The sequence below is a fragment of the Halomonas sp. BLK-85 genome, assembly GCF_044792155.1.
Lineage (GTDB): Bacteria > Pseudomonadota > Gammaproteobacteria > Pseudomonadales > Halomonadaceae > Vreelandella.
Window position 1 is genome coordinate 3,084,896 of record NZ_CP087731.1, and the last position, 24,553, is coordinate 3,109,448.

Below are 24,553 nucleotides of genomic sequence, written 5' to 3' on the forward strand. Positions count from 1 at the left end.
GGGTTTTAGCGAAACACAATATGACACTTGAGCGCTGTTTTTTAAGGTCAAATTCCACTACCGTTTGATCTGTCTATTCTGACCACTTCTATGGAGACTGATAATGCGCAAACCTGAACTCGCGGCCGCGATTGCCCAGAATGCTGATATGTCCAAGGAAAAAGCCGGCCAGGTATTGAACGTCGTTCTCGACGAGATCACCAACAGCGTTGCCAAGGGTGACGACGTTGCGCTGATCGGTTTTGGCACCTTTACTGTGCGCGAGCGTGCTGCACGCACTGGCAAGAACCCCCAGACTGGCGCCCCGCTGGAGATTCCGGCCAGCAAGAATGTTGCCTTCAAGCCGGGCAAGGCCCTCAAGGATGCCGTTTCCTGATGAAACTCAAGCTGGTGCTGTGGTTATTGAGCCTGTTGCTAAAACGTGCCTTGCGTCGCAAGCCGCGTTTTCGCGAAAAGCTTGAGCGCATGCGCCGGCTGGATTGGGGTGTGGCCACCGAAGATCTCAGCATTTGCCGTTACTATCGGATGTCACCCGAAGGCATCACCTCCGCCCGCGGCCTGCCGGTTGATCTTGACTTGGAGCTGCGCTTTGCAGACGCTGACACCGCGCTCAAGATTTTAAGAAAGCCGACACAGCAGGCCTTTCTCGAGGGTATGATGGCCAACAAGGTCAGGGTAGTTGGTGATACTGGCGACATGACCCGATTACAATCCTTACTTAAGCATCTGTAACACTACTCGATCGATCATAGGCTCTGGCCCGTAACAGTGAGTTCACCCACTACGCCGCTGACTGATGACGGCGTGGTGATCAGCCTGTTATCTCTCCTATACTGTTGTTCTGGTTGTTGGCAATCACCGCTTATCACCCGACGCTATTGCCCTGTCCATGGAGTCCAGCTTACCGCCTCATGCCCATTACCCTGTCGCTACGTCGTCTTTGGACACTGGATAAGTTTGCCTACAGCCTGCGGGTATTTGTGGCATTCAGTGGCGCCTTGGCACTGATAGCGGTATGGGGCGACATCGGCTTTGTTATCCCACTGTTTCTGGGCATCATTGCCAGCGCCCTGGCCGAAACCGACGACAGTTGGCAGGGTCGGCTGCAGGCACTGCTCGTCACGCTTGCCTGCTTTGCACTGGTGTCCTGGATCATTCGCTGGATCTTTCCCTGGCCATGGTTGATGGCGTTATGGCTGGCAGGTGCTACCTTTGGCCTGATCATGCTCGGGGCCATTGGCCAGCGCTACGCCACCATCGCTTCTGCCACCCTGATTCTGTCGATCTACTCCATGATCAATATCGAGCAGCACGGCGGCGTGGATGGTGATGTCACGCTGCGACAGCTATTGCTGTGGGTGGGGGCTGCCTGGTACGGGCTGATTTCAGTGATCTGGTGCGCGCTGTTTTCCCGTCAGCCGGTCAAGCTCAGTATGGCGCGCCTGTATAAAGCCTTGGGCAAATACCTGATGCTGAAAGCTGAACTCTTTGAGCCGGTGCGCGGCGTGGATATCGAGGCGCGCCGGATGGCCCTGGCACGCCAGAATGGCGTGGTCGTGGAAGCCTTGAATCAGGCCAAGGACATGCTGCTGAGGCGCATGGAAGGTCAACGCGGCAGCCGCAAGCTGAACCGTTATCTGCAGGTCTACTTCATCGCTCAGGATATTCACGAGCGAGCCAGCTCGACCCACTACCCCTACACTGCCCTGACCGAAACCTTTTTTCACCACGACGTCCTGTTTCGCTGCCAGCGGCTGCTGGATCAGCAAGGGCTTGCCTGTCGCCGCCTGGCCAGGTCACTGCTGCTCAACCGCCCCTTTGATCACCGCCAGAGCGAGGAAGCGTTGACCGACCTGCGTGCCTCGATTGACAACCTGCGCCACCAGGACAGGCCCGAATGGCGCCCCTTGATGCAGCCGCTGAATGCGCTAGCAGATAACCTGACCACCCTCGAAAAGCAGATTGCCAGCGCCCACAACCCGGCCACCCGCCAGCCACGCCAGGACACTGCCCTGTTTGACCGCTCGCCGGGCACCCTGAAAGAAGCCTGGCAGCGTATACGCCTCAACCTCACCCTGGGTTCCCCCACTTTTCGCCATGCCATACGGCTATCAGTTGCGCTGGTCGCGGGCTTTTTACTGCTTCAGTGGCTGGACCCGGAACAGGGCTTCTGGATACTGTTGACCATACTATTCGTCTGTCGGCCCAACTTTGCGACGACCAAACGTTTCCTGTTCAAGCGCATTACCGGCACAGTCCTCGGGCTTATCGTGGGCTGGGCATTGATCAGCCTGTTTCCCCAGGCAGCGGTCCAAAGCCTGGTGGCCGTTGCGGCCGGGGTGGCATTTTTTGCCACCCGAGAAAAACACTATATGGTGGCCACGGCTTCGATCACCCTCTTGGTGCTGTGCGGCTTCAATCAGGTAGGCGACGGCTTTGACCTGATCTGGCCGCGGTTATTCGATACCCTGATTGGCGCCTTTATTGCCGCGTTGGCGATCTTCTTTATCTTCCCTGACTGGCAGGGACGCAAACTCTACCGGACCGCTGCCCGGGTGATGACCAGTCACCGCCACTATCTGGATGAGATCATTCAGCAGTATGCCACCGGCAAGCAGGATGACCTCAGCTACCGACTGGCTAGGCGCAATGCCCACAACAGCGATGCGGCCTTTTCCAGCCAGGTGAACAACATGCTCCACGAGCCAGGCCACTACCGCCGCCAGGATGCAGACAGCGGGCTGCGTTTTCTGCTGCTGTCGAACATACTGCTCAGTCACCTGTCCGCTCTGGGCGCACATCGCCACCGTATGACCGACGATGAGGATGACGCCCAATCCATTCCTGTCGCCAAACGCATCAGCGCCCTGATGGACTATATAGCGGGGCAGCTGGAATCTGGTACGCCATGCGGTGCGATAGATAGCGATATAGAGCGACTGCTTGAACATCTCGATGAGCCATCAGCCCCGCAAGCCAAAGCAGCCAATCTGTATCGTCCGGTACAAAGCCAACTGCGCCTGATTGCCACCCAGCTGCCTCCTATTGTGGATGTGGCCAACCGGTTGACGGCGAGCGCCTCCCCCGGCCGTCATTGAAGGGATTCATACCTGCCCGTAGCGCCCGGCGGCTTCGCCCAGCCAGCGGCGTACCAGCACCGCACTGACATGCGGGTCGCCCTGTAGCTCCCGGGCCAGGGCGCTCACCCTGTCAAGCAGGTCACCATCGCGCTCCAGGTCGGCAATCTTCATCTGCGCCAGACCGGTCTGGCGAGTACCCAGCACTTCGCCCGGACCACGAATCTGCAGATCCTTTTCAGCAATCTGAAAGCCGTCGTTGGTATCGCGCATCACGCCCAACCGTTCGCGGGCGCTTTTGGATAGCGGGGGGTGATAGAGCAGCACACAGAAACTCTCGGTACTGCCACGCCCCACTCGGCCACGCAGCTGGTGCAGCTGGGAAAGCCCCAGCCGTTCAGGGTTTTCAATAATCATCAGGCTGGCATTGGGGACATCCACCCCCACTTCAATCACGGTGGTGGCTACCAGCAAATCCAGCTCGCCCGCTTTGAAGGCCGCCATGACCTCGGCTTTTTCAGCGGCCTTCATACGGCCATGAACCAGTCCAATCGCCAACTCCGGGAGAGATTCCGTCAGCTCGTCACGGCTGACTTCAGCTGCCTGGCATTGCAGCGCCTCAGACTCCTCAATCAGGGTACACACCCAGTAGGCCTGACGCCCATCGCGACAGGCCGACCGAATACGCGCGACCACGTCCGGCCGACGTTCATCGGAAATGACCACTGTCTTGACCGGTGTGCGCCCCGGCGGCAATTCGTCAATGAGGGATACGTCCAGGTCGGCGTAGGCGCTCATCGCCAGAGTGCGCGGAATCGGCGTGGCGGTCATGATCAGCTGATGGGGCGTCAGGCCTCCACCCGCGCCCTTTTCACGCAGCGCCAGGCGCTGGTGGACACCAAAGCGGTGCTGCTCATCAATAATCGCCAACCCCAGACGCTGGAAGGTAACGTCTTCCTGAAACAGGGCATGGGTACCCACCACCATCCGCGCACGTCCGTCGGCAATCGCTGCCTTGGTATCCAGCCGCGCCTTGCCCTTGAGCTTGCCCGCCAGCCAGGCAACCTCAATGCCCAGCGGTTCGAACCAGCCCTTGAAAGCCTGGTAGTGCTGCTCTGCAAGCAGTTCAGTGGGCGCCATCATGGCCGCCTGGCAACCGCCCGACAGCGCCGACAGGGCTGCCATGGCCGCCACCACCGTCTTGCCGGAACCCACATCCCCCTGCACCAGACGTAGCATGGGGGCCGGGCGGGCCAGATCCAGGCCTATTTCTTCAATCACCCGCCCCTGAGCGCCCGTCAGGGCAAAAGGCAGCTGGGCGAGAAACCGCATCTGCAGATTGCGCCCAGTGGGCAGCACGGGAGCACCGTCTGACTGGATACGCAGGCGTACCTCTCGCAGGCTCAGCTGGTGGGCGAGCAATTCCTCCAGCGCCAGCCGCCGGGTGGCAGGGTGCTGGCCTTGCGTCAGCTGCTCCAGATCAATCTCCGGCGGCGGTTGGTGCAGAAGATGCAAACTGGCATGCAGGCCGGGCAGCTTGAAGCGCGCCAGAAGTGGCGCCGGAATGACATCCGGCAGGGCCTCAGGGTGGGCATCCAGCCGGCCCAGCGCTTCTTGGGTCAGCGCCCGCAAACGCGGTTGATTGAGCCCTTCGGTCGTCGGATAGATAGGCGTGAAATACTCTTCAACCGGCGCGGCTCCCGTACTGGTTAAACGATATTCAGGATGATAGATCTCCAACCCCGTTGCACCGGCCCGAGCCTCTCCGAAGGCACGCAGCCGCACGCCAGGGCGCAATTGCTGCTGCTGGGCGGGCGCAAAATGAAAGAACCGCAGACTCAGAATACCGCTACCATCACTCAGCCGGATGAGCAGACTGCGACGCCGTCCTTTCACCACATCGCTGGCTGTGATCTCGCCTTCTATCACCGCTTCCTGACCGGCATGCAGGCTGCCGATCGGCGTCAGCCGGGTACGATCCTGATAGCGCAGCGGGAGATGGAACAGCAGGTCACTGATCTTCTCTATACCCAGTCGCGCCAGTTTCAACGCCAGGGCTTCGCCGACGCCTTTCAGTGCCGTGACTGACGCGTCCAGGCCACTCATGACGGCTGACCCGTCTCACAAAGGGGTTTACGGCACTGGGCAATCGCCTGAATCAAGGCATCAATCGCCTTGGGCCTTGGAAAACTGGCGCGCCAGGCAATTGCGACCGAGCGGGTAGGCGCCGGAGGTGCAAAGGGACGGCTGATCAGCAGGGTATTGCCGTAGCTGTCAGTCCCCAGCGCAGACTGCGGCAGGACGGTAATGCCTAGCCGCGACGCCACCATATGACGAATGGTTTCCAGTGATCCCCCTTCGGCGATAAGAGTGTTATTGGGGCTGTTTAACTTATGGGTAATCGCCGGACAGGCTTCAAGAATCTGGTCGCGAAAGCAGTGGCCCTCGCCGAGAAGCAACAACCGCTCCTTGAGCAGGTCTTCCTTGTAGATGGTCGTGCGCTCGACCCAAGGGTGGTTGGCGGGCATCAGGACTTCGAATTGCTCTTCATAGATAGGCCGGGTGACGACATCGGTTTCATTGAACGGCAGCGCGACAATGATGACGTCCAGCTCCCCGCTGCGCAGCTTGGCACGCAGGGTGCCGGTCAGCCCTTCTTCTATATACAGTGGCATCTGCGGCGCGGCATCGGCCAGGGCCGGCACCAGGTGAGGGAAAAGATAGGGCCCTATGGTATAGATGGCACCAATACGCAGGGGGTTGGCGAGCTGATCTTTACCGGCGCTGGCCATGGTATAGATCTGGCTGCTTTGTTCCAGTACCTGCTGCGCCTGAGCAATGATCTTTTCCCCCAGCGGGGTGACCTGAACATTGGATTTGGAACGCTCGAACAGAGCCGCGTCGAGCTCTTCTTCAAGCTTCTTGACCGCCACCGAAAGCGTTGGCTGAGAGACGTGGCAGCGCTCTGCAGCCCGTCCAAAATGACGTTCCTGGGCAAGGGTTACGATATAACGCAGTTCTGTTAAAGTCATAAAGCGCAGTGGCATCCTCTCGTGGCAGTCACTGGTGTCGTCGTCACCCGCGCGACAACGTCCATTACTGGCCGACCGGCCAACGCCCGCCAACCCTCTTAGCATTCTAATGGAGGGAAGCGGACGCTAATAGGGATACTTTATCGCAGGAGTGAAACCAGATGGGATTCAGTGTATTGATCATTGGCTGTGGCGATATTGGCACAGCGCTTGGACGCGAGCTGATTGACGAAGGCCACAGCGTTATCGGTGTACGCCGCAATGTTAAGGCGCTGGAAGGCAGCGGTATCCAGCCTATGGCCCTTGACCTTGACCACCTTGATGACAACGATGCCCAGGCACTGCCTCAGGCTGATTACGTTATCTATACCGTCAGTGCAGATCACTTCGAGGAAAGCGCTTACCAAAGCGCCTATCCACAGGGTCTCAAGCGCGTACTTGGCGTGCTTGAACGTCAGGAAACACCGCCCAGGCGGGTCTTTTTTGTATCCTCGACCAGCGTTTATGGCCAGCAGGAAGGCGAAACCATCAATGAACAGAGCCCGGCTGACGCGTCGAGCTTTTCAGGCATATTGATGCGCCAGGCCGAGCAGGCGTTGATCAACCATCCGCTGGCCGGGAGCGTGGTGCGTTTTTCCGGCATTTACGGGCCAGGCCGCGACCGCCTTATTCGTCAGGTGGCTGAGGGGCGTGTCGCGGCCGTTACACCCGTGATGTATTCCAACCGCATTCATCGCGATGATTGCGCAGGAATTCTCAAGCACCTGATGTATCTCGACCAGCAAGGCCAGGCGCTGGAAGATATCTATCTGGGCAGCGACTGTGAACCCGCTGCCCTGCATGACGTGATGACCTGGCTGGCAAAACAGCTCAAGGTAGACGCGACAGAAACCATGCAGTCACCGCTGCGTCGTCGGGCCAGTAAGCGCTGCGATAATAGCCGACTGATCAGCAGTGGCTATGCCTTTCGCTACCCCAGCTTCCGGGAAGGCTACCAGCAGGTATTGAAAAAAGGCGGGTTTCTTGACGCTTCCCCGTCAACCTCCTGAGCGACCTGATCAGTCGCCGACAATCATCACCGCTTCAGCTTCCACCTGGGCATTCTTGGGCAGCGCCTTGACACCCACCGCTGCCCGCGCTGGAAAAGGTGCCGTGAAGAACTCTTCCATTACCTTGTTGACGATAGCAAAGTTACCCAGGTCGACCAGATAGAGGTTCAGCTTGACGATATCCTGGAGTGATCCCGCGGCTTCCTCACAGACGGCCTGCAGGTTGCTGAATACCTGACGGGCCTGGGCTTCAAAGTCGTCTGAGACCATTTCCATGGTTGCCGGGTCCAGCGGAATCTGGCCCGACATATAGACGGTATTACCTGCCTTGACCGCCTGCGAATAGGGGCCAATCGCGGCAGGTGCCTTTTCAGTATTGATAACGGCTTTGTTGCTCATCTTGAGCACTCCTTAGGGGGTTGAACATCAGGAAGAAAGGCTTACTTGCCCAAGCGGGTAATTTTGCCCACATTGGGGAGGTTGCGTAGACGTTTGATAATGCGGGCCAGATGAACACGGCCTTTGACGGCCAGCGTCAGATTCACCGTGGAGAGACGCTCATCACGCTCTTCTATGCCGATACGTTCAATATTGGCGCCCGCATCGGTGACCAGACCGGCCAGTTCTGCTACCAGACCGCGACGACTTTCAATTTCCAGACGCAGCGCAACCGGAAAGTCATCATCAATACTCTCAGACCACTCCAGCGTATAGAGTTTGTCGGGGTCCTGCTTATCGGTAATGTTTCTGCATTCGGCACGATGCACCACCAGGCCTTTACCCATGGACAGATAGCCGACAATGGCATCCCCGGGCAAGGGGTGACAGCAGCGGGCAAAGCTTGTCACCATGCCCTCACTTCCGCTGATGACCACAGGTTCACCGTTATGGACCTGATGCGCATGAACGCCCTCGCCTTCCGCCAGATCCAGGCAACGCAGCGCGACGGCGTGGGCCACCCGCTCACCCAGGCCGATGGATTCAAGCAGTGTGTCCAGATTCTCGACTTCAAGTGCCTTCAGAACACGCTCGATGACGCCGTCCTCCAGCTCTTCCAGGCTGAGCTCGAACGCCGCCAGCGATTTATTCAGCAAGCGCCGCCCCAACTGAAGGGCTTCTGCCTGCTGCTGGTGTTTGAGGGCATGACGAATGGCGGAGCGTGCCTTGGCCGTACTGACAAAGCTGAGCCAGGCAGCGTTGGGACGTGCTGCCGGCGCTGTAATGATTTCAAGCGTCTGGCCACTTTCCAGCCGGGTTGAAAGCGGGGCCAGCTTGCGGTCAATCCGGCAGGCGATGCATTTATTGCCGATATCGGTATGCACAAAATAGGCGAAATCAATCACGGTAGCGCCCTGAGGCAGCTCCATGATGTCGCCTTTGGGGGTAAAGACGTAAATATCGTCGGGAAACAGGTCGTTCTTGACGTGCTCGATAAATTCCAGCGAATCACCTGCATGACGTTGCATCTCCAAAAGCCCCTTGACCCAGGCCCGGGCGCGCGCACGGCTACCTTCGGCTATCGGATGCGCTGTCTGCCCTGCCTTGTAAAGCCAGTGAGCGGCGATGCCATTATTCGCCATGGCTTCCATTTCTCGGGTTCGGATCTGCACTTCAATCGGCATGCCCCGAGAGCCAAAAAGCGTGGTATGCAGGCTTTGATAACCGTTGGCCTTGGGAATCGCGATATAATCCTTGAAGCGGCCAGGCACAGGCTTGAAAAGATTATGCACCACGCCCAGGATGCGGTAGCAGTCAGCCACGTCCTCGGTCACGATCCGGAAGCCGAATACATCCATGATTTCCGCAAAGGGTTTGCGCTGGTCTCGCATCTTGCGATAAATCGATAACAGATGCTTCTGCCGCCCCATAACGGTACTGTTGAGGCCTTCGTCGTCCAGGCTTTGTTGCAGGACTGCCTGAATTTCACGCATGGCACTACGCCGATGACCGCGGGCGTTGGATACCGCCCGCTTGATACGTTCGGCGCGCATCGGGTAGATGGCTTGAAAGGAAAGGTCTTCGAGCTCAACGCGGATGGTGTTGATTCCCAGACGACCGGCAATGCGTGCGTAGATTTCCAGGGTTTCACGGGCGATGCGGCGCTTCTTGTCCGGACGCAACGCTCCCAGGGTACGCATGTTGTGAAGGCGATCTGCCAGTTTGACAATGATGACGCGGATATCCTGCGACATCGCCAGGACCATTTTCTGGAAATTTTCCGCCTGAGCGACCGCCTTGTCTTCGAAGGTGATCTGGGTCAGCTTGGAAACGCCGTCAACCAGTTCAGCCACCGGTGTACCGAACTGTTCTTCCAGGGCGGGCTTGTCGACACCGGTATCTTCAATCACATCATGCAGCATGGCGGCCATAAGGCTCTGGTGATCCATGTGCATGTTAGCCAGAATGTTGGCCACTGCCAGAGGATGCGTCACATAGGCTTCACCCGAGCGACGACGCTGCCCGTCATGAGCCTGCTCTGCATAGTAAAAGGCGCGTTTAACCTGCTGAATTTCATCCGAGGGCAGGTAGCCCCCAAGACGATCGGCCAGGTCATCAATCGTAAACATGCAACGCGCCTCACATAGCTATCAATCGTCGGTGGAAACAGTCGCATCCGCTGTCGGACGTCGTGGTGCCGCCTCGACAGGCTCATCCAGTACGCTATGATTCACCAGACCGGCAGCAATTTCGCGTAGCGCCATCACGGTAGGCTTGTCGTTTTCCCAGGGCAGTTGGGCTTCCCGGGAACCACGCGCCAGCTGGCGAGCACGCTGGGTGGAAATCATCACCAGCTTGAAACGGTTTTCAACATGATCCAGGCAATCTTCAACGGTAACTCGTGCCATAAATAAAGCGCCTTCCTGTAATAACGGCGGAAAGCCAGCCAGCGCAATTACCGGAGGGTCTCCGCGCGGGCCAACTCGATAGACTAAAAAAGATATCCAGAACCCGATAGATTACTCGACGCTGGCCTGTTGTGACAAGAGTGCAGCCAATAATGGGGCATGTCGGTCGCGCATTGAGGCCAAGGTGAGGCGCTGACTGATCACCAGCGACCTGAGCTCTTGCAGCGCCGTCGTGAAATCATCATTGACCACCAGATAGTCATACTCATCGTAATGGGACATTTCACTGACGGCATCGTGCATACGCCGGGCTATAACGGCATGCTCATCCGTCCCGCGGCTGGCCAGACGATGCTCGAGTTCGTGAAGCGATGGCGGCATGATAAAGACCGAGACGGCATCCTTGACCTGCTCGCGCACCTGGCGTGCCCCCTGCCAGTCAATTTCCAGAATCACGTCCTGGCCTGCATCCAGCAGCACCTGAACGGCCTGACGGGAAGTACCGTAATAGTGATCAAATACCTGAGCGTATTCAAAAAAATCGCCCTGTTGAATCATGGCTTCAAAACCGGGCACATCGGTAAAGTGATAATTGACACCGTTGACTTCACCTTCGCGCCGCGCACGGGTGGTATGCGAGACTGATACCTGAAGGCCATCGAGACTCTCGATCAGCTCGCGTACCAGACTGGTTTTACCGGCGCCCGATGGGGCAGAAACAACAAAAAGCGTACCTTGGGACATGAAGCGCTTCCCTGTTGGCTAAGGAACTTGAAGGCAACCAGTGCAATCCGCCCTGGCGACATCTCCAGATCAAGTAGAATGTAGTGCACCATAAAGCGACATTATCGCACAACCATGCGCCCGACTGTAGCACAGGGCAAGGAGAGACCGCGTGACACCCACCGTGATCCATCAGGGCATGCAGGCACTCGCCAAAGCGGACCCGGATATTGCCAGAGCGGCTTCCTGGGTAGGCACACCACCCGCGCGAGAACGGGAAAAAGGCTTTGCAGCGTTTTTTGCCACCATTGTCAGCCAGCAGGTGTCCACGGCGGCAGCCAGCGCTATCATGCAGCGCCTTCATCATCAGTTGCCTGAACTGAGCGCTGAAGCCGTCATGGCCATGGATGCCCAGTGCCTGCGCGATGGCGGGCTTTCATGGCGCAAGGTGGAATATGTCAAAGGGCTTGCAGCCGCAACGCTGGCGGGCGATTTTGACGCCCAGGCGCTGGAAAGCATGGACGACGCTGCCGCCATTCAGGCCATCACGGCACTACGCGGATTTGGTCGATGGAGCGCTGAAATCTATCTGATGTTTTCCCTCAAGCGCACTGATATATTTCCCGCCGATGATCTGGCCCTGCGGGTTGCCCTGGGACGACTCAAAGGGCTCGAGGAGCGCCCGACCTCCGGCCAGGCGCGCGCACTGGTGGAACACTGGGCGCCATGGCGCAGCGTTGGCGCGCTGTTTTTATGGCACTATTACCGCGGCGCGCCAGCATAGCCCCTAGCGCACATCCGTCAGCCGCCCGATCACCGTGAGCTCCCCATCTTCCGGCTGCACTACCACCATATCTCCGGAGGCAACGCCACCGCCCACCAGGGCAGTAATATTGACCTGATGCGTCACCAACAAAAGGTTACCAGGCCCCTGCCAGTCCAGTATCCGCTGGCGAGCATCCCGGGTTCGCTGCTCTCGGGCGTGGCGTTCACTGGCAATGAAGAAAGAATCCAGCCAGTTCACTGTCTGCACCTCTCCCAGCGCCATTAACTCAGCGGTCTCCCGTACACGACACCAGTGCGAGGAATAGACAGCATCAATGGGGATACTGCGTGCTCGAAAGGCATCGCCAATCGCCACTGCCTGAGCGCGCCCCTGGTCTGACAGATTGCGCTGGGTGCTGCAGTTGCCGCGCTCGAAATTATCAGGGTCGCCCACACCGGGGGCCAGTGCATGGCGCATCAGAATCACCTGCCCACCTTCCTGTACCGCTTGCCAGGCAGTGGTGTTTGCCATGCTGACTGAAGGACCCAGTAAAGCAATTGATAGTAGTAAAAAGCCCAGCAACCCACGCAACGTACCCATGGTCAACTCCCTCTCATAGCGGCTGAAAACTCCCGCCTATCCACCTGGCACTCCGCCTAGATAAGGGGAACAAAGGGCACATTGATACAACCGGACAACGCGAGAGAGGCGGCCAGAATGAGTAAGAATCGCATAATGTTGCTTATCCTCTTTGGTCATGTAATGAAATCGTCAGCCTTAAGCCGGATTGGGTTCAATGATCATAGACTGCCATCGCGGGAACGACCATACTCGTCGTCAAAGCGCACTATATCGTCTTCCCCCAGATAAGAGCCCGTTTGCACCTCAATGAGATGAAGAGGAATCACGCCGGGATTTTCAAGGCGGTGGGGAGTACCTAAAGGAATATAGGTCGATTCATCTTCAGAGAGCAGAAAGCTTTTCAGATTATTAGAATCCTGATGCATATCGCCCTGAGTGACTTTTGCCGTCCCTTTCACCACCACCCAGTGTTCGGCACGATGATGGTGCATCTGGAGTGACAGCTTGGCACCGGGGTTCACAATAATTTCCTTGACCTGGAAACTGTTGGTGAGTGCGAGGGTTGTATAAGAGCCCCATGGGCGAAAAACAGTCTGGTGGAGCTCGGCTTCTTTACGCCCTTTCTCTTTCAGCCGATGAACAATATGTTTTGTCGCCTGGGCATCATGACGATCGGCAACCAGCACAGCATCCGCCGTTTCGACAATTACCAGATGATCAACGCCTACGGCCGCAACCAACCTGGATTCACTTCGTATCAGACTGTTCCGGACATTATCTGTGATCACATCGCCCTGAACAGCATTGCCATCTTCACCCTCAGCTGTCAGATCATATAGCGCATCCCAGGCGCCAATATCGCTCCAACCTGGGTCCATGGGCACGACCACAGCCTCTTTTGTATGCTCCATTACTGCATAGTCGATTGATTCACTTCGACAACGTGCAAACATTTCAGAGTTGATACGCAAAAAATCAAGGTCTTGCTGGCGCGACGCAAAAGCGTGTTCGCAAGCTTCCAGGATATCGGGCGCATACTGACGCAGGGCGTTGATGTATGCATTGGCCCCGAAAAGGAAGATACCGCTGTTCCATAAATAGTTTCCGTTTTCTATATAGGTTCTGGCTTGTTCAGGATCTGGCTTTTCTACAAAAGTCGAAACAGCAAACCCCTCTCCATCGGCTTGACCACGCTTTATATAACCATAGCCGGTATGCGCTGAACTCGGCGTAATGCCAAAGGTGACCAGTTTACCTTGCTGCGCCAGTCCAAGACCCTGCTTGATGGCGGTTGCAAAACGTTGTTCATCCTTGATGACATGATCAGCAGGCATCGACAGCAGCTCGGCATCTGGATCAATCTGCACGGCCAACAAAGCAGCTAGCGCTAATGCGGGCGCCGTGTTGCGGGCACAGGGCTCGAGGAGTATTTGCGCCGATACCCCTGATTGGTGCATCTGCTCGGCCACCATGAATCGATGCTGTTCATTGCAGACAATCAGCGGTGTGCCTGTTTCTTCCAGATTGGAGAGTCGCTGCGCCGTTTCCTGTAGCAGGCTGACACCAGGCCGATGAAGGCTCAGAAACTGTTTAGGGTATTGCTCTCTGGAGACAGGCCATAAGCGTGAACCAGAACCGCCTGACAGGATAACCGGATAGATCATGCTGACTCCTCAACGCCTTCTGCTGGTTTTTTAAACATCAACTACATTAGTATAATCATGTTTCATGCGAATATACGAAAAATCTTGCGCGATATTTCAGGCCCCAAGATCAGGATCTGGATATCGTTGACTTTCTTAAGAACTTTTGACTCACCGGGACTTACCTGCACCCGGATCTGTTGACGTTTCATCGCGGCCTTAAGGAAGTGCCAACTGACCCTAAACGCCGTCTCTCATTGCCAATCTTCCCGGCTCCGTGGGCGCGTCTGCAAACAGTGAGCGCAGGTTTGTGTTGAGGTAGCGGTCACTGAAATGAGCCTCTCGTGCCAACACCTTCAGATCAGGAATATTGATAGTGTGATGATTGCGGAAAATAATGGCATCATCACTCATAGCCGACAGCGTCCGGCTAACATGCACTGGCGTCATGCCCAGAAGATCACCCAGTTGCTGTTGGGACAGCGGTAGTTGAAAACTCGACCCACACCTACCCATGGTCTGTTCCAGGCGGATGTACATCTCGCACAGAAAGTGCGCCAGGCGCTGGCGAGCGGTACGTCGGGCCAGGGTCACCAGGCGCTCGCAAAGCAGTGCCTGCTGGCGGCTGGAGATAGCGAAAATAACTGTCGTCAGGGTCAAAGAGTGGCAGAACAACTCGAGCATGCGGCCATGAGTGACGCTGCAGAGTGCGCCATCCTCGATCATCGTTACCCCATCGAGGCGCTCGTTGAAGGCAAATTCGCGCAAACCGATGATATCCCCTGGAAGAAATATCTCCATGATCTGGCGAGTGCCATTCTCAAGGTGACGGTATGAATATGCCCACCCCGAGCTTAGCAGGCAGAAATCACTGGCTGCCTTACCCTCCTGCCACAGTGTCGAGCCGGCGCTGACGGCTTCAGGATACCTTTCAAGGTTGACAAGAATGTCCTTCTCTTCAGGACTCAGGCGTCGGTAATGTTCGAAATGGCGAATAATGCTGCTTTCCTCTGGCATCATAGGCGTTCTCCCTCGGCTGGGTTGTCCTGCATAACCCAGGTTATGGCAACTCTCTGGTATTTGACTCTAGGGTAATACAGGGATGTACGCGGGCATATCTGACTATTGATCTGACGGAACAAACCGCAGATGACCAAAGTAACCCCGTGCACACTGATAATCTTCTGCATACGTAAAAATCGCAAGGCCTCTTAACGGTGTCCATGCCGGGTGAGGGGAAGCCAGAAGGGTCAAAACCCAGTGACGTTACCTAGGAGATGATCAATATGGCACCTATCAGCACAAGTAACTCATACGCCGTTGTTCAGAAACAGTACTCCGATACTTCCGAACTTCCCGGCGCTGCATATACCACCCGGCGCGACCCCTACCCTTCGCGCTTTTCTGAATCGCCCAAGAAGCTCTGGCTTGAGCGTCATGAACCTGTGATCAAGGGCCGAGAACTTTCCGGCCCACTAAGCGCGGCGCAACTCGATGAGTTCGAGGAGAAGGGCTTTCTGTTTCTGCCCAATTTCATCCACGGTGCGGCGCTTGAAGAACTTCGTCAGGAAATACGCAAGCTGATGAATCAGGAGGAGTACCTTACGCGCGATTTCAGCATTACCGAGCCGCAAGGCAATGAAATGCGCTCGCTGTTTGCCGTGCACTTTCTTTCCAACACTCTCAAAAAGCTCAGTGAGGACCCTCGCCTGACAGGGGCTGTGAAGCAGATCCTCGGCGGAGAGACCTATATTCACCAGTCACGCATCAACTACAAACCCGGCTTTGCCGGCAAGGGCTTCAACTGGCACTCCGACTTCGAGACCTGGCACGCCGAGGATGGCATGCCGGCCATGCATGCTGTCAGCGCCTCCGTGATCATGACCGATAACCACGAATTCAATGGGCCGCTCATGCTGGTGCCAGGCTCACATAAGGTATTTGTTCCCTGTGTGGGTGAAACCCCGGAGAATAATTTCCGCCACTCGCTCAAGCGCCAGGAGGTCGGCGTTCCCGGGGAGCAGGCGCTAACACGGTTGATTGAAAAAGGCGGCATCGAGTCAGTGACAGGTGAGGCCGGTGGGCTGATTCTCTTTGACTGCAATGTGCTGCACGCCTCCAACGCCAATATGTCGCCCGACCCGCGAAGTAATGTTTTCTTTGTTTATAACCGTCGCGACAACGCCTGCCAGCAGCCCTTTGCCGCCCCCGGGCCAAGGCCTGAATTTCTGGCTCACCACTCCGATAAAAGCTGGTCGCCCTGAAGGGCTGACGACGCAATCAAGCGCCCTATGTCAAAAGCCCCGAATTTTCGGGGCTTTGGTGTATTAGCACAGGCTGGGTAACCAGCCGCACTTATAGCCAGACCCTACTCGATATTCTGGATCTGCTCGCGCATCTGCTCGATCAGTACCTTAAGCTCCACTGCGCAGCGAGTGGTGTCGGCGACCACGGACTTGGACGATAAGGTGTTGGCTTCGCGGTTGAGCTCCTGCATCAGGAAATCCAGGCGGCGGCCCTTGGGGCCTTTCTGGCCAAGCTGACGGCTGACTTCATCGACATGGGCACCCAAACGGTCCAGCTCTTCATCAACATCAGCCTTCTGGGCAACCAGCACCAGCTCTGCTTCCAGACGCTGGGGATCAAGCTCCGTCCTGGCACTGTGCAAACGCTCCAACAGCTGGGCACGCTGGCGTTCGAGAATATTGGGCAGCAGGCGGCGCACTGTGGCTACCTGCTCATTCACTGCTTCCAGACGAGAGGTGATCATCTCAGCCAGCTTGGTGCCTTCGCGGGCGCGGGCATCAATCAGTTCATCCAGCGCCTGCTCGAAAAGCCGGGTGGCTGCCGCCTGAAGGGTTTCCGGATCCAGGTGTTGAGTGGCCATTACGCCAGGCTGGTTGAGCAGGTCAAGCGTGGTAGGGGGCACGGCATCCGGCACCTGTTGCTGAATGGCCGTCAGGGCATCCGCTATTTCCTTCAGGCGCTGGATATTGACCGCGGGGGCCTGGCTTGCTTCAGCGGCCTCAAACCGCAGACTGCATTCCACCTTGCCGCGCACCAGGCGCTGGCGCAATGATTCGCGCAACACCGGCTCCAGGGCTCGAAACGTATCTGGCAGGCGAAAGTGAGGCTCCAGGTAGCGCTGATTGACTGAGCGTATTTCCACTTGCAGGCTGCCGAAGGCGGCGACCTGCTCAACACGGGCGAAGGCCGTCATGCTATGAACCTGGGCAATGGCCATAAGGGTTCCTTGGTTAATGAAGTTTTCATTCAGTCTACCTGATATTCCGCGCCTTACGCTGGCAGACGTGTAGAATACGGCCAACTGAGTTCGGCTATTTTTTTATTGATGACCATGAGAGGTGCTATGCGTCCTGATGTTGTTCGCCCCAGCGGCCGTGCCGCCGACCAACTGCGTGAAATCCGCCTGACCCGTGATTACACCCGCCATGCGGAAGGTTCGGTGCTGGTAGAGTTTGGCGATACCAAGGTGCTGTGTAATGCCAGCGTGGAAGCGGGTGTGCCGCGCTGGCTGCGTGGCAAGAACCAGGGGTGGATTACTGCTGAGTACGGAATGCTGCCGCGGGCGACCCATTCCCGCAGTGGCCGCGAGGCGACCCGCGGCAAGCAAGGCGGCCGCACCCTGGAAATCCAGCGCCTGATCGGCCGCAGCCTGCGGGCTGCCGTGAATCTGAAGAAACTCGGCGAGTTCACCATTACGGTGGATTGCGATGTTATTCAGGCTGATGGTGGCACACGCACTGCCTCCATAACCGGTGGCTGTGTCGCCCTGGTAGATGCCATTCGCCATCTGCAACGCGAAAAGAAGATCAAGGGTGACCCCTTCAAACAGATGGTCAGCGCGATTTCTGTGGGTATCTACAAAGGTGTCCCGGTACTCGATCTGGATTATCCGGAAGACAGCAAGGCCGACACCGACCTGAACGTAGTCATGACCGAAAACGCTGAAATGATTGAAGTACAGGGAACGGCCGAAGCCGGTGCTTTCAATCGCGCTGAACTGAATGCCATGCTCGATCTGGCTGAAAAAGCCGGCGCTGAGCTGCGTGCACACCAACGTGAAGCACTGGGAATTTGTGAATAGGCGTGAGCAGAGTAAGGTAGATAAAACAAAAGGCCAGCATTCGCTGGCCTTTTGAATACTACACGCATGCATGGCGATACAGGGAAGTGAGCGCTTACAGCGCCAGATCGTACTCGACAATCAAGGGGGCGAATTCGGAGAAGGTCGCCTCGTAATCGATCCAGGCATCCACTACATGGCGGCGGAAATTGGGGCCAACCAGTTGATAGTCGATCCGCCAGCCTTCCTGGCGCCCACGGGACACCTCCTGATCCAGCTTGGGCCAGCAGGTATATTCACCCGCGTCGCGATTAACCTCACGGAAAGTATCGATAAACCCGGTTGGGCCAAGTACATGATCCATCCAGGCGCGCTCTTCCGGGCGGAAACCGGATGTCAGCTGGTTATCTGACCAGTTAGCCAGGTCAATCGTCTTGTGGGCGATATGCCAGGTGCCACAGATAATATATTCCCGGCGCTTACGCGCCATCTTGCTCAGGTATTCCTGGTACTGCTCCATGAAGGCCTGTTTGGCCTTCTGGTCACTGCCATCGGGCATCAGGAAGGTGGCAATACTGAAACGGTCGTAGTCTGCCTGTAAAAAGCGCCCTTCATGATCGCACTGTGGAAACCCAAGGCCATACATGATCGCCTTGGGAATCTTGCGGCAATAAAGTGCCACGCCGGCAAAACCATCCTCCTCTGCGTCCAGAAAATAGCCTTCGTAACCTTCCGGATAGAGAATATGGTCGCCTAGTTCGAAACTTTTCGCCTTGATGTTCTGCACGCAGACCACGTCGGCATCCTGCTGAGCCAGCCAGTCCAGGAAGCCACGATCGACGGCATCACGAATACCATTGACATTGATGCTGGCAATTTTCATAGATCGTCCCTTTAGCGTCGCTGCTGTATGATACCCGACGTTTCGACGTTTGAGTAAATCCCCCACAAAAAATCGCGAGGATTATCGTGTCTGCCTCTCTACAATCGTATCAACGCGACTTTATCGCCTTTGCTATTGATCAGGGCGTGCTCAAGTTTGGCGAATTCACCCTGAAATCCGGTCGTATAAGCCCGTATTTTTTCAATGCCGGCCTGTTTCAGACGGGCGGTGCCCTGGCCAGGCTTGGGCGCTTTTACGCCCAGGCGATTGTTAATAGCGGCCTCAAGGCCGATGTACTGTTTGGCCCTGCCTATAAAGGCATTCCGCTTGCAGCCGTTACTGCCGCTGCACTCGCTGATCACCATGATCTTGACATGCCCTACGCTTTCAACCGCAAGGAAGCCAAGACCCATGGTGAAGGCGGCACAACCGTAGGTGCTCCACTAACGGGTGATATCCTGATTATCGACGATGTCATCACGGCAGGCACGGCCATTCGAGAGGTGATGACCCTCATCGAACAAAGCGGTGCCCGAGCTGGCGGCGTCATTATTGCCCTGAATCGCCAGGAGCGTGGTCAGGGCGAGCAAAGCGCCATCCAGGAAGTTGAAGCCACTTTTGGTATGCCGGTTGTCAGTATCGTTACTCTGGCACAGGTGCTGACCTACCTGGAAGAGCAGGCAGACCCCGACATGCAGGTGCATGCCAGAGCCATTCGCGCTTATCGCGCTGAGTACGGTAGTGAATGATTACCTAGCCGGGGGCGGCGGCACCAGCAAAGCCTAGCTGGCGCCAGGCCTCATAGCTGACCAGCGCCACGGCATTGGACAGGTTAAGGCTGCGATTATTAGGCTGCATGGGAATCAGTAACTTGTTTTCTGCGGCGATCAAGGCGTGGGCCTGCTCCGATAAGCCACCTGTTTCAGAACCAAACAGTAAAACATCGCCCGCGCCAAAAGAAGCCTCGCTATAATAGCGCGTGCCGCGGGTTGTCAGCGCCCACAGGGTTCGCCCCTGCATCGCTTCCACAAAGGCGGTGAAATTGGCATGACAGCGCACATTGGCCAGATCCCGGTAATCAAGCCCGGCACGACGCAGTTTTTTCTCTTCCAGATCAAACCCCAGCGGCTCGATCAGGTGGAGCTGGCAACCATTGTTGGACGCCAGGCGCATGATGTTACCCGCATTCGGCGCCATCTTTGGCTCAAACAGCGCGATGTCAAACATTGGTTCTTCCAGACATTGGCTTACCTTCCACATGTAAAGGATGCATTCTGCCATGAACCCCGCCATTGCCCAACGCTTGCGAAACCTCAACCCGCGCCAGCAGGAAGCGGTGCGCTATATTGATGGCCCCTGCCTGGTGCTGGCGGGGGCGGGGTCTGGCAAAACCAGTGTGATCACGACCAAGATTGCCTATCTGGTACAGGAATGCGGCATGAGCGCGCGCCGCATCGCCGCCGTGACCTTTACCAATAAAGCTGCCCGGGAAATGAAAGAGCGAGTCGGGAAAATGCTACAGGGCAAGGAAGGCCACGGACTGACGGTGTCGACCTTTCACACTCTGGGGTTGAATATCATTCGTTCAGAGCTCAAGACCCTGGGCTACAAGCCTGGCTTTTCGCTGTTTGACCCGGAAGATGCCAAGGCCCTGCTGCGTGACCTGATGAACAAGGACGCTCAGGTAGATGCGGAGCAGATCAACGCCGTACAGGGCAAGATTTCCCAGTGGAAAAATGACCTGGTACTACCCGGCAACGCGCTTTCTCTGGCTAACGATGATGACGAGCATTTTGCCGCCCGGGTGTATGAAGCCTATGTGCGCCATCTGAAGGCCTACAATGCCGTTGATTTCGATGACCTGATTCTGCTGCCGGTAGTGCTCTTGCAACGCGACCCGGAAGCCCTGGCCCGCTGGCGGCGCAAGATTCATTACATGCTGGTGGATGAGTATCAGGACACCAACGTTTCCCAGTATCTGCTGGTAAAACTGTTAATGGCAGAACGCGCGACCTTCACCGTGGTAGGCGATGATGACCAGTCCATCTACGCCTGGCGTGGCGCCCGTCCGGAAAACCTGATCACGCTGGGTGAAGATTTTCCACGCCTTAATGTTATCAAGCTGGAGCAGAATTACCGTTCCACGGGCACGATTCTGCGGGCGGCCAACACCCTGATCGCCAACAACCCTCACGTGTATGAGAAAACCCTGTGGTCTGATATGGGCGACGGCGCGTCCATTCGCGTCGTCGTCAGTCGCCATGAGGAAGCCGAAGCCGAACGGGTGGCCAGCGAAATCCTCACCCGACGCATCAAGGAAAAATCCGAATGGCGGGACTTTGCAGTGCTCTATCGGGGAAATTTCCAGGCGCGCCTGTTGGAACTCAAGCTGCAGCACTATCAGATTCCCTACAAGCTTTCCGGCGGAACCTCGTTTTTCTCACGCAACGAGATCAAGGACGCCATGGCCTATCTGCGGCTGTTGATCAATCCTGCTGACGATAATGCCTTTCTGCGTATTGTGAACGTGCCTCGCCGGGAAATTGGCCCGGGTACGCTGGAAAAACTCGCCAACTACGCCACCGAACGTAACATTGCGCTGTTTGCTGCCTGTCATGAACTGGGACTGGAACAGACCCTGCCGACCCGCGCCGTAGAACGGCTTTCACGCTTTACCCACTTTATTGATGGCGTGCGCCAGCGTATGGACAAAGGCGACGCCATTGCCGCCATTCGTGACATGGTGCGCGACATGGACTACGAAGCCTGGCTTTACCAGAATGCCAGCGCCCCGACCATTGCCGAGCGGCGCATGGCCAACGTTTGGACACTGATCGACCAGTTGGAAAAATCACTTAACCGCGACCCGGAAGACGTTAATGATAGCACCACCACAGAAACCGACGGTGTGGAAGCGGCTATTTCTCGTCTGGTGCTACGCGACATTCTTGAACAGCAGGCCGAAGAGGATGATTCCGACCGGGTGCAGCTTTTGACCATGCACGCGTCAAAAGGGCTGGAATTCCCCCACGTCTACCTGATGGGCCTGGAAGAAGACCTGCTACCCCACCGTAATGCTGTTGAAATGGATACGGTGGAAGAAGAGCGCCGCCTGGCCTATGTAGGCATTACCCGCGCGCGTCGCACACTGACGCTTACCCTGGCGCGCCAGCGCAAGGCCTATGGCGAACTGATGGATTGCCAGCCCAGCCGTTTTCTCGATGAACTGCCCGCCGAAGACCTGGAATGGGAAGGCCGCGCGGATAAAGAAGATCCGGAGAAAAAGCAGGCACGCGGCAAGGATGCCCTGGCAGGTATTCGTTCACTGCTAGGGTAAATAAACACAATCGGAACAAAAAATATCCACAGGGCGTATTATCGCTCGCCTGTGGATATCACAATGGGGTTGGACGTTAGTGTGGCAGCGAGTTACTGCACTTCGGATACCATGTAATCAACCACTGCCATGATTTCTTCATCAGAACCCTGGCTGGCACCGCGAGGCGGCATGGCTCCCTTGCCATTGAAAACGCTCTGATACAGGGTATCTTTACCTTGTTCGATACGAGGCTCCCAAGCTTCTACATCACCAATCAGCGGGGAACCGGCGACGCCGTTGGCGTGGCAGGCGACACAGCCCAGGCTGCTGTAGAGTGCTTCACCATCCAGACCGCTATCACTGTCAGTGGCCGCCTCCTGATCAGAAGCGCTGGCCATGTCTTCTTCTGTTGTGCCGTCACTTTCTTCAGCAGAGGATGCCATCTCTTCCTCTGTACCTGCCGCATCCTCTTCCTGTGTGGCTGCTGAAGCTTCCTCGGTCGCCGCTTCATCATCGCTTGAGGCGCTGCCGACATCAGAAACGTCCATCACCGGCTCAACCACATAGGCAGTCGCTGCTTCCATCTCTTCGTCAGACAGATCCGGGTTGCCACCCCGTGCAGGCATGGCCCCAATACCGTTGATCGAATGATCCAGCAGGGTTGCGAAGCCTTGCTCGGTACGCTCTGCCCAGGCTTCCTCATCACCTCGGATAGGCGCACCGGCGGCACCGGACTCGTGGCAGGCCGCACAGACGTTGCTGTAGATTTCACCACCGTCAATATCATCGCCACTGTCGCTACTGCTTTCTGCCGGGGCTGAGGCAGTACCACAGTCCTGACCCTGCAAGCAGAGTTGGCCAACCGGTGCCAGACGTTCCGCAATGGCATTACGCGCGGCTTCTTCCTGGGCGAAAGCACTGGATGTGCCTGCCATGACGCCAAAGGCCGCCAGCCCGCTCATGATCAGCTTAAGTTTCACTCTCACCACCTCTTGAGTTTTTCATCGAATGATTTCGTTACTTCTGTGTGCGGCGGTGCTGTCAAAAGCCGTGCACTGCCGAGACGCCAGGTTATTCAGGTAGACGTTCCAATGTGATTAGTATACCGACATCCTTGGGCGCAGGAAAATGCCACTCATGACTCTTATGTCGTATACAGCGTTAAATTCCGATACTGATCACGCCGTTTTCTCAGGTCTTGGCCAATCCGGTTTCTCCAGCTGACGGCTACGGGTCACCGCCAGAGCATGGTCCGCGACGTCTTTGGCAATGGTGGAACCAGCGCCTACGGTAGCACCTTTGCCAACCGTTACTGGCGCCACAAGAGCGGTATTTGAACCAATGAAAGCATTGTCATCAATCGTCGTCAGGTGCTTGTTGGCACCATCATAGTTGCAGGTAATCGTGCCTGCGCCCACGTTGACTCCACGCCCCAGGCGGGCATCGCCCACATAGCTGAGATGATTGATCTTGCTGCCTTCACCTACGTCAGTATTTTTGGTTTCCACAAAGTTGCCCACCTTGGCGTTTACCGCCAGACGCGTGCCGGGGCGCAGCCGTGCAAAGGGGCCGACCTGGTTCAGGCCTGCGGCAACGACCGTGTCAATCACACTGTGACTGTCAATCACGCTTTCAGCGCCAATGGTGCTGTTCTTGATCACGCAGTAGGGGCCAATATGCACGCCTTCCCCCAGCTCAACGTCGCCTTCAAACACGCAGCCGATATCAATGGACACATCGTGGCCGCACGTCAGGTTACCGCGGATATCAATTCTTGCCGGGTCGGCCAGGGCCACGCCCTGGTCCATCAGCTGCTCGGCCAGTTCGGCCTGGTAGGCGCGTTCCAACCGAGCCATCTGGGCGCGGTTGTTGACGCCTTCAACTTCCAAGGGGGTCGCGGGCTGAGCGGTCGTCACGCTGACACCTTCATTAGCGGCCATGGCAATCACATCGGTCAGGTAGTACTCGCCCTGGGCGTTTTCTGCCGACAGCTGAGGCAGCCAGCGCTTGAGCTGGGCGCTGGTCATGGCCATGATGCCGGTATTGCATTCGTTGATGGTCAGCTGTTCAGCACTGGCGTCTTTCTGCTCAACGATGGCGACCGCTTCACCGGCGTCATTACGCAGGATGCGCCCATAGCCATGGGGGTCTGTCAGCGTCACCGTGAGTAGCCCAAGGTGTTGCTCATCCACCCTGGCCAACAGACCTGCCAGGGTATCGCGGCGGATCAGCGGTACGTCACCATAAAGCACCAGCACCTTCCCCTGGCCTAGCTGCTCAAGCGTTTGCGCCACTGCGTGGCCGGTACCTTTCTGTTCGGCCTGCAGGGCGAAGTGCACATCGGCGCCCTCCAGGGCCGTCCGCAAACGGTCCGCGCCATGGCCAATCACCACATGCGTACGGCTGGGATTGAGCGCCTGGGCAGTTTCCAGCACATGGCTGACCATGGGTCTACCCGCCAGAGCGTGCAATACCTTGGGGGTTTGTGAGCGCATACGAGAGCCTTTACCGGCCGCAAGGATTACAACATCAAGCGCGTCGAGCAT

Annotated in this window: 23 protein-coding genes; 9 read left to right on the forward strand and 14 right to left on the reverse strand. The window is 56.9% G+C overall.

Annotation, left to right across the window (positions count from 1 at the left end; all coding sequences use genetic code 11):
- The first annotated feature begins 103 nt into the window (after window positions 1-103).
- The 3 genes from LL947_RS14155 (at window position 104) to yccS (ending at window position 3,098) form a co-directional block, all read left to right on the forward strand.
- Window positions 104-376, forward strand: coding sequence for an HU family DNA-binding protein (locus LL947_RS14155; RefSeq protein ID WP_290823191.1), 273 nt, complete (start codon window positions 104-106; stop codon window positions 374-376).
- Window positions 376-732, forward strand: a complete 357-nt coding sequence (locus LL947_RS14160; protein WP_290823190.1) for a hypothetical protein — start codon at window positions 376-378, stop codon at window positions 730-732. The genes LL947_RS14155 and LL947_RS14160 overlap by 1 nt, the downstream gene beginning before the upstream one ends.
- Before the next feature lie 179 nt (window positions 733-911).
- Window positions 912-3,098 (forward strand): YccS family putative transporter, encoded by a 2,187-nt coding sequence (gene yccS, locus LL947_RS14165; RefSeq protein ID WP_404414838.1) that lies wholly within the window; start codon window positions 912-914, stop codon window positions 3,096-3,098.
- A gap of 6 nt (window positions 3,099-3,104) precedes the next feature.
- On the opposite strand, the gene recG is transcribed toward yccS, so the two are convergent.
- Complete coding sequence (gene recG / locus LL947_RS14170; protein WP_499833543.1) at window positions 3,105-5,183, reverse strand: ATP-dependent DNA helicase RecG; 2,079 nt, start codon at window positions 5,181-5,183, stop codon at window positions 3,105-3,107.
- The gene (locus LL947_RS14175; protein WP_290823187.1) at window positions 5,180-6,109 is read right to left on the reverse strand and encodes a hydrogen peroxide-inducible genes activator; all 930 of its coding nucleotides are present in this window, start codon (window positions 6,107-6,109) and stop codon (window positions 5,180-5,182) included. Before LL947_RS14175 ends, recG begins: the two co-directional genes overlap by 4 nt.
- Before the next feature lie 161 nt (window positions 6,110-6,270).
- On the opposite strand from LL947_RS14175, the gene LL947_RS14180 reads away from it, so the two are divergent.
- Window positions 6,271-7,158, forward strand: a complete 888-nt coding sequence (locus tag LL947_RS14180) for an NAD-dependent epimerase/dehydratase family protein (RefSeq protein ID WP_290823186.1) — start codon at window positions 6,271-6,273, stop codon at window positions 7,156-7,158.
- A gap of 9 nt (window positions 7,159-7,167) precedes the next feature.
- On the opposite strand, the gene LL947_RS14185 is transcribed toward LL947_RS14180, so the two are convergent.
- The 4 genes from LL947_RS14185 to gmk form a co-directional block, all read right to left on the reverse strand.
- Entirely contained in the window at window positions 7,168-7,557 is a 390-nt protein-coding gene (locus LL947_RS14185; RefSeq protein ID WP_290823185.1) for a RidA family protein, read from the reverse strand.
- Between the two features lie 41 nt (window positions 7,558-7,598).
- Window positions 7,599-9,725, reverse strand: a complete 2,127-nt coding sequence (locus LL947_RS14190) for a RelA/SpoT family protein (RefSeq protein ID WP_499833544.1) — start codon at window positions 9,723-9,725, stop codon at window positions 7,599-7,601.
- Window positions 9,726-9,746: 21 nt separating this feature from the next.
- Window positions 9,747-10,004 carry a DNA-directed RNA polymerase subunit omega gene (gene rpoZ, locus LL947_RS14195; protein WP_404414849.1) on the reverse strand — a complete coding sequence of 86 codons (258 nt, stop codon included), beginning with the start codon at window positions 10,002-10,004 and terminating at the stop codon, window positions 9,747-9,749.
- A gap of 111 nt (window positions 10,005-10,115) precedes the next feature.
- Window positions 10,116-10,748: a guanylate kinase gene (gmk, locus tag LL947_RS14200; protein WP_290823182.1), complete on the reverse strand. Its 633-nt coding sequence runs from the start codon at window positions 10,746-10,748 to the stop codon at window positions 10,116-10,118.
- A gap of 178 nt (window positions 10,749-10,926) precedes the next feature.
- Between gmk and LL947_RS14205 the strand changes: the two genes are divergently transcribed.
- On the forward strand, window positions 10,927-11,511 hold the full coding sequence (locus tag LL947_RS14205; protein WP_404418052.1) for a DNA-3-methyladenine glycosylase family protein: 585 nt from the start codon (window positions 10,927-10,929) through the stop codon (window positions 11,509-11,511).
- Between the two features lie 3 nt (window positions 11,512-11,514).
- Here LL947_RS14205 and LL947_RS14210 read toward each other — a convergent pair whose 3' ends face one another.
- From LL947_RS14210 to LL947_RS14220, 3 genes are all read right to left on the reverse strand, one after another.
- Complete coding sequence (locus tag LL947_RS14210; RefSeq protein WP_404414852.1) at window positions 11,515-12,093, reverse strand: histidine phosphatase family protein; 579 nt, start codon at window positions 12,091-12,093, stop codon at window positions 11,515-11,517.
- Window positions 12,094-12,293: 200 nt separating this feature from the next.
- On the reverse strand, window positions 12,294-13,739 hold the full coding sequence (locus tag LL947_RS14215; protein ID WP_499833545.1) for a mannose-1-phosphate guanylyltransferase/mannose-6-phosphate isomerase: 1,446 nt from the start codon (window positions 13,737-13,739) through the stop codon (window positions 12,294-12,296).
- A gap of 219 nt (window positions 13,740-13,958) precedes the next feature.
- Complete coding sequence (locus tag LL947_RS14220) at window positions 13,959-14,738, reverse strand: Crp/Fnr family transcriptional regulator (protein ID WP_499833546.1); 780 nt, start codon at window positions 14,736-14,738, stop codon at window positions 13,959-13,961.
- A 266-nt stretch (window positions 14,739-15,004) separates the two neighbouring features.
- On the opposite strand from LL947_RS14220, the gene thpD reads away from it, so the two are divergent.
- A complete protein-coding gene (gene thpD / locus LL947_RS14225; protein ID WP_499833547.1) occupies window positions 15,005-15,982 on the forward strand; it encodes an ectoine hydroxylase in 978 nt (325 codons plus the stop codon).
- A 104-nt stretch (window positions 15,983-16,086) separates the two neighbouring features.
- Here the strand turns inward: thpD and LL947_RS14230 are convergent, their stop codons facing one another.
- Window positions 16,087-16,962 (reverse strand): YicC/YloC family endoribonuclease, encoded by an 876-nt coding sequence (locus LL947_RS14230; protein WP_404414864.1) that lies wholly within the window; start codon window positions 16,960-16,962, stop codon window positions 16,087-16,089.
- Between the two features lie 126 nt (window positions 16,963-17,088).
- Here LL947_RS14230 and rph point away from each other — a divergent pair, with 126 nt between their 5' ends.
- Window positions 17,089-17,826 (forward strand): ribonuclease PH, encoded by a 738-nt coding sequence (gene rph / locus LL947_RS14235; RefSeq protein ID WP_290822566.1) that lies wholly within the window; start codon window positions 17,089-17,091, stop codon window positions 17,824-17,826.
- A gap of 94 nt (window positions 17,827-17,920) precedes the next feature.
- Here the strand turns inward: rph and LL947_RS14240 are convergent, their stop codons facing one another.
- Window positions 17,921-18,688: an exodeoxyribonuclease III gene (locus LL947_RS14240; protein WP_499833548.1), complete on the reverse strand. Its 768-nt coding sequence runs from the start codon at window positions 18,686-18,688 to the stop codon at window positions 17,921-17,923.
- A gap of 86 nt (window positions 18,689-18,774) precedes the next feature.
- On the opposite strand from LL947_RS14240, the gene pyrE reads away from it, so the two are divergent.
- Entirely contained in the window at window positions 18,775-19,437 is a 663-nt protein-coding gene (gene pyrE / locus LL947_RS14245; protein ID WP_499833549.1) for an orotate phosphoribosyltransferase, read from the forward strand.
- 4 nt (window positions 19,438-19,441) lie between these two features.
- Here pyrE and LL947_RS14250 read toward each other — a convergent pair whose 3' ends face one another.
- Entirely contained in the window at window positions 19,442-19,915 is a 474-nt protein-coding gene (locus LL947_RS14250; RefSeq protein WP_290822560.1) for a tRNA (cytidine(34)-2'-O)-methyltransferase, read from the reverse strand.
- Window positions 19,916-19,967: 52 nt separating this feature from the next.
- Between LL947_RS14250 and rep the strand changes: the two genes are divergently transcribed.
- The gene (gene rep, locus LL947_RS14255) at window positions 19,968-22,025 is read left to right on the forward strand and encodes a DNA helicase Rep (protein WP_290822558.1); all 2,058 of its coding nucleotides are present in this window, start codon (window positions 19,968-19,970) and stop codon (window positions 22,023-22,025) included.
- 92 nt (window positions 22,026-22,117) lie between these two features.
- Here the strand turns inward: rep and LL947_RS14260 are convergent, their stop codons facing one another.
- Both LL947_RS14260 and glmU read right to left on the reverse strand, forming a co-directional pair.
- The gene (locus tag LL947_RS14260; protein WP_404414875.1) at window positions 22,118-22,987 is read right to left on the reverse strand and encodes a c-type cytochrome; all 870 of its coding nucleotides are present in this window, start codon (window positions 22,985-22,987) and stop codon (window positions 22,118-22,120) included.
- A gap of 198 nt (window positions 22,988-23,185) precedes the next feature.
- Window positions 23,186-24,553 (reverse strand): bifunctional UDP-N-acetylglucosamine diphosphorylase/glucosamine-1-phosphate N-acetyltransferase GlmU, encoded by a 1,368-nt coding sequence (gene glmU, locus LL947_RS14265; RefSeq protein WP_499833550.1) that lies wholly within the window; start codon window positions 24,551-24,553, stop codon window positions 23,186-23,188.

Bases quoted from the DNA above. Each gene is read 5' to 3' on its own strand.
- LL947_RS14155 (WP_290823191.1), top strand. From the start codon at position 104: ATGCGCAAACCTGAACTCGCGGCCGCGATTGCCCAGAATGCTGATATG.
- LL947_RS14160 (WP_290823190.1), top strand. From the start codon at position 376: ATGAAACTCAAGCTGGTGCTGTGGTTATTGAGCCTGTTGCTAAAACGT.
- yccS (WP_404414838.1), top strand. From the start codon at position 912: ATGCCCATTACCCTGTCGCTACGTCGTCTTTGGACACTGGATAAGTTT.
- recG (WP_499833543.1), bottom strand. From the start codon at position 5,183: ATGAGTGGCCTGGACGCGTCAGTCACGGCACTGAAAGGCGTCGGCGAA.
- LL947_RS14175 (WP_290823187.1), bottom strand. From the start codon at position 6,109: ATGACTTTAACAGAACTGCGTTATATCGTAACCCTTGCCCAGGAACGT.
- LL947_RS14180 (WP_290823186.1), top strand. From the start codon at position 6,271: ATGGGATTCAGTGTATTGATCATTGGCTGTGGCGATATTGGCACAGCG.
- LL947_RS14185 (WP_290823185.1), bottom strand. From the start codon at position 7,557: ATGAGCAACAAAGCCGTTATCAATACTGAAAAGGCACCTGCCGCGATT.
- LL947_RS14190 (WP_499833544.1), bottom strand. From the start codon at position 9,725: ATGTTTACGATTGATGACCTGGCCGATCGTCTTGGGGGCTACCTGCCC.
- rpoZ (WP_404414849.1), bottom strand. From the start codon at position 10,004: ATGGCACGAGTTACCGTTGAAGATTGCCTGGATCATGTTGAAAACCGT.
- gmk (WP_290823182.1), bottom strand. From the start codon at position 10,748: ATGTCCCAAGGTACGCTTTTTGTTGTTTCTGCCCCATCGGGCGCCGGT.
- LL947_RS14205 (WP_404418052.1), top strand. From the start codon at position 10,927: ATGCAGGCACTCGCCAAAGCGGACCCGGATATTGCCAGAGCGGCTTCC.
- LL947_RS14210 (WP_404414852.1), bottom strand. From the start codon at position 12,093: ATGGGTACGTTGCGTGGGTTGCTGGGCTTTTTACTACTATCAATTGCT.
- LL947_RS14215 (WP_499833545.1), bottom strand. From the start codon at position 13,739: ATGATCTATCCGGTTATCCTGTCAGGCGGTTCTGGTTCACGCTTATGG.
- LL947_RS14220 (WP_499833546.1), bottom strand. From the start codon at position 14,738: ATGATGCCAGAGGAAAGCAGCATTATTCGCCATTTCGAACATTACCGA.
- thpD (WP_499833547.1), top strand. From the start codon at position 15,005: ATGGCACCTATCAGCACAAGTAACTCATACGCCGTTGTTCAGAAACAG.
- LL947_RS14230 (WP_404414864.1), bottom strand. From the start codon at position 16,962: ATGGCCATTGCCCAGGTTCATAGCATGACGGCCTTCGCCCGTGTTGAG.
- rph (WP_290822566.1), top strand. From the start codon at position 17,089: ATGCGTCCTGATGTTGTTCGCCCCAGCGGCCGTGCCGCCGACCAACTG.
- LL947_RS14240 (WP_499833548.1), bottom strand. From the start codon at position 18,688: ATGAAAATTGCCAGCATCAATGTCAATGGTATTCGTGATGCCGTCGAT.
- LL947_RS14250 (WP_290822560.1), bottom strand. From the start codon at position 19,915: ATGTTTGACATCGCGCTGTTTGAGCCAAAGATGGCGCCGAATGCGGGT.
- rep (WP_290822558.1), top strand. From the start codon at position 19,968: ATGAACCCCGCCATTGCCCAACGCTTGCGAAACCTCAACCCGCGCCAG.
- glmU (WP_499833550.1), bottom strand. From the start codon at position 24,553: ATGCTCGACGCGCTTGATGTTGTAATCCTTGCGGCCGGTAAAGGCTCT.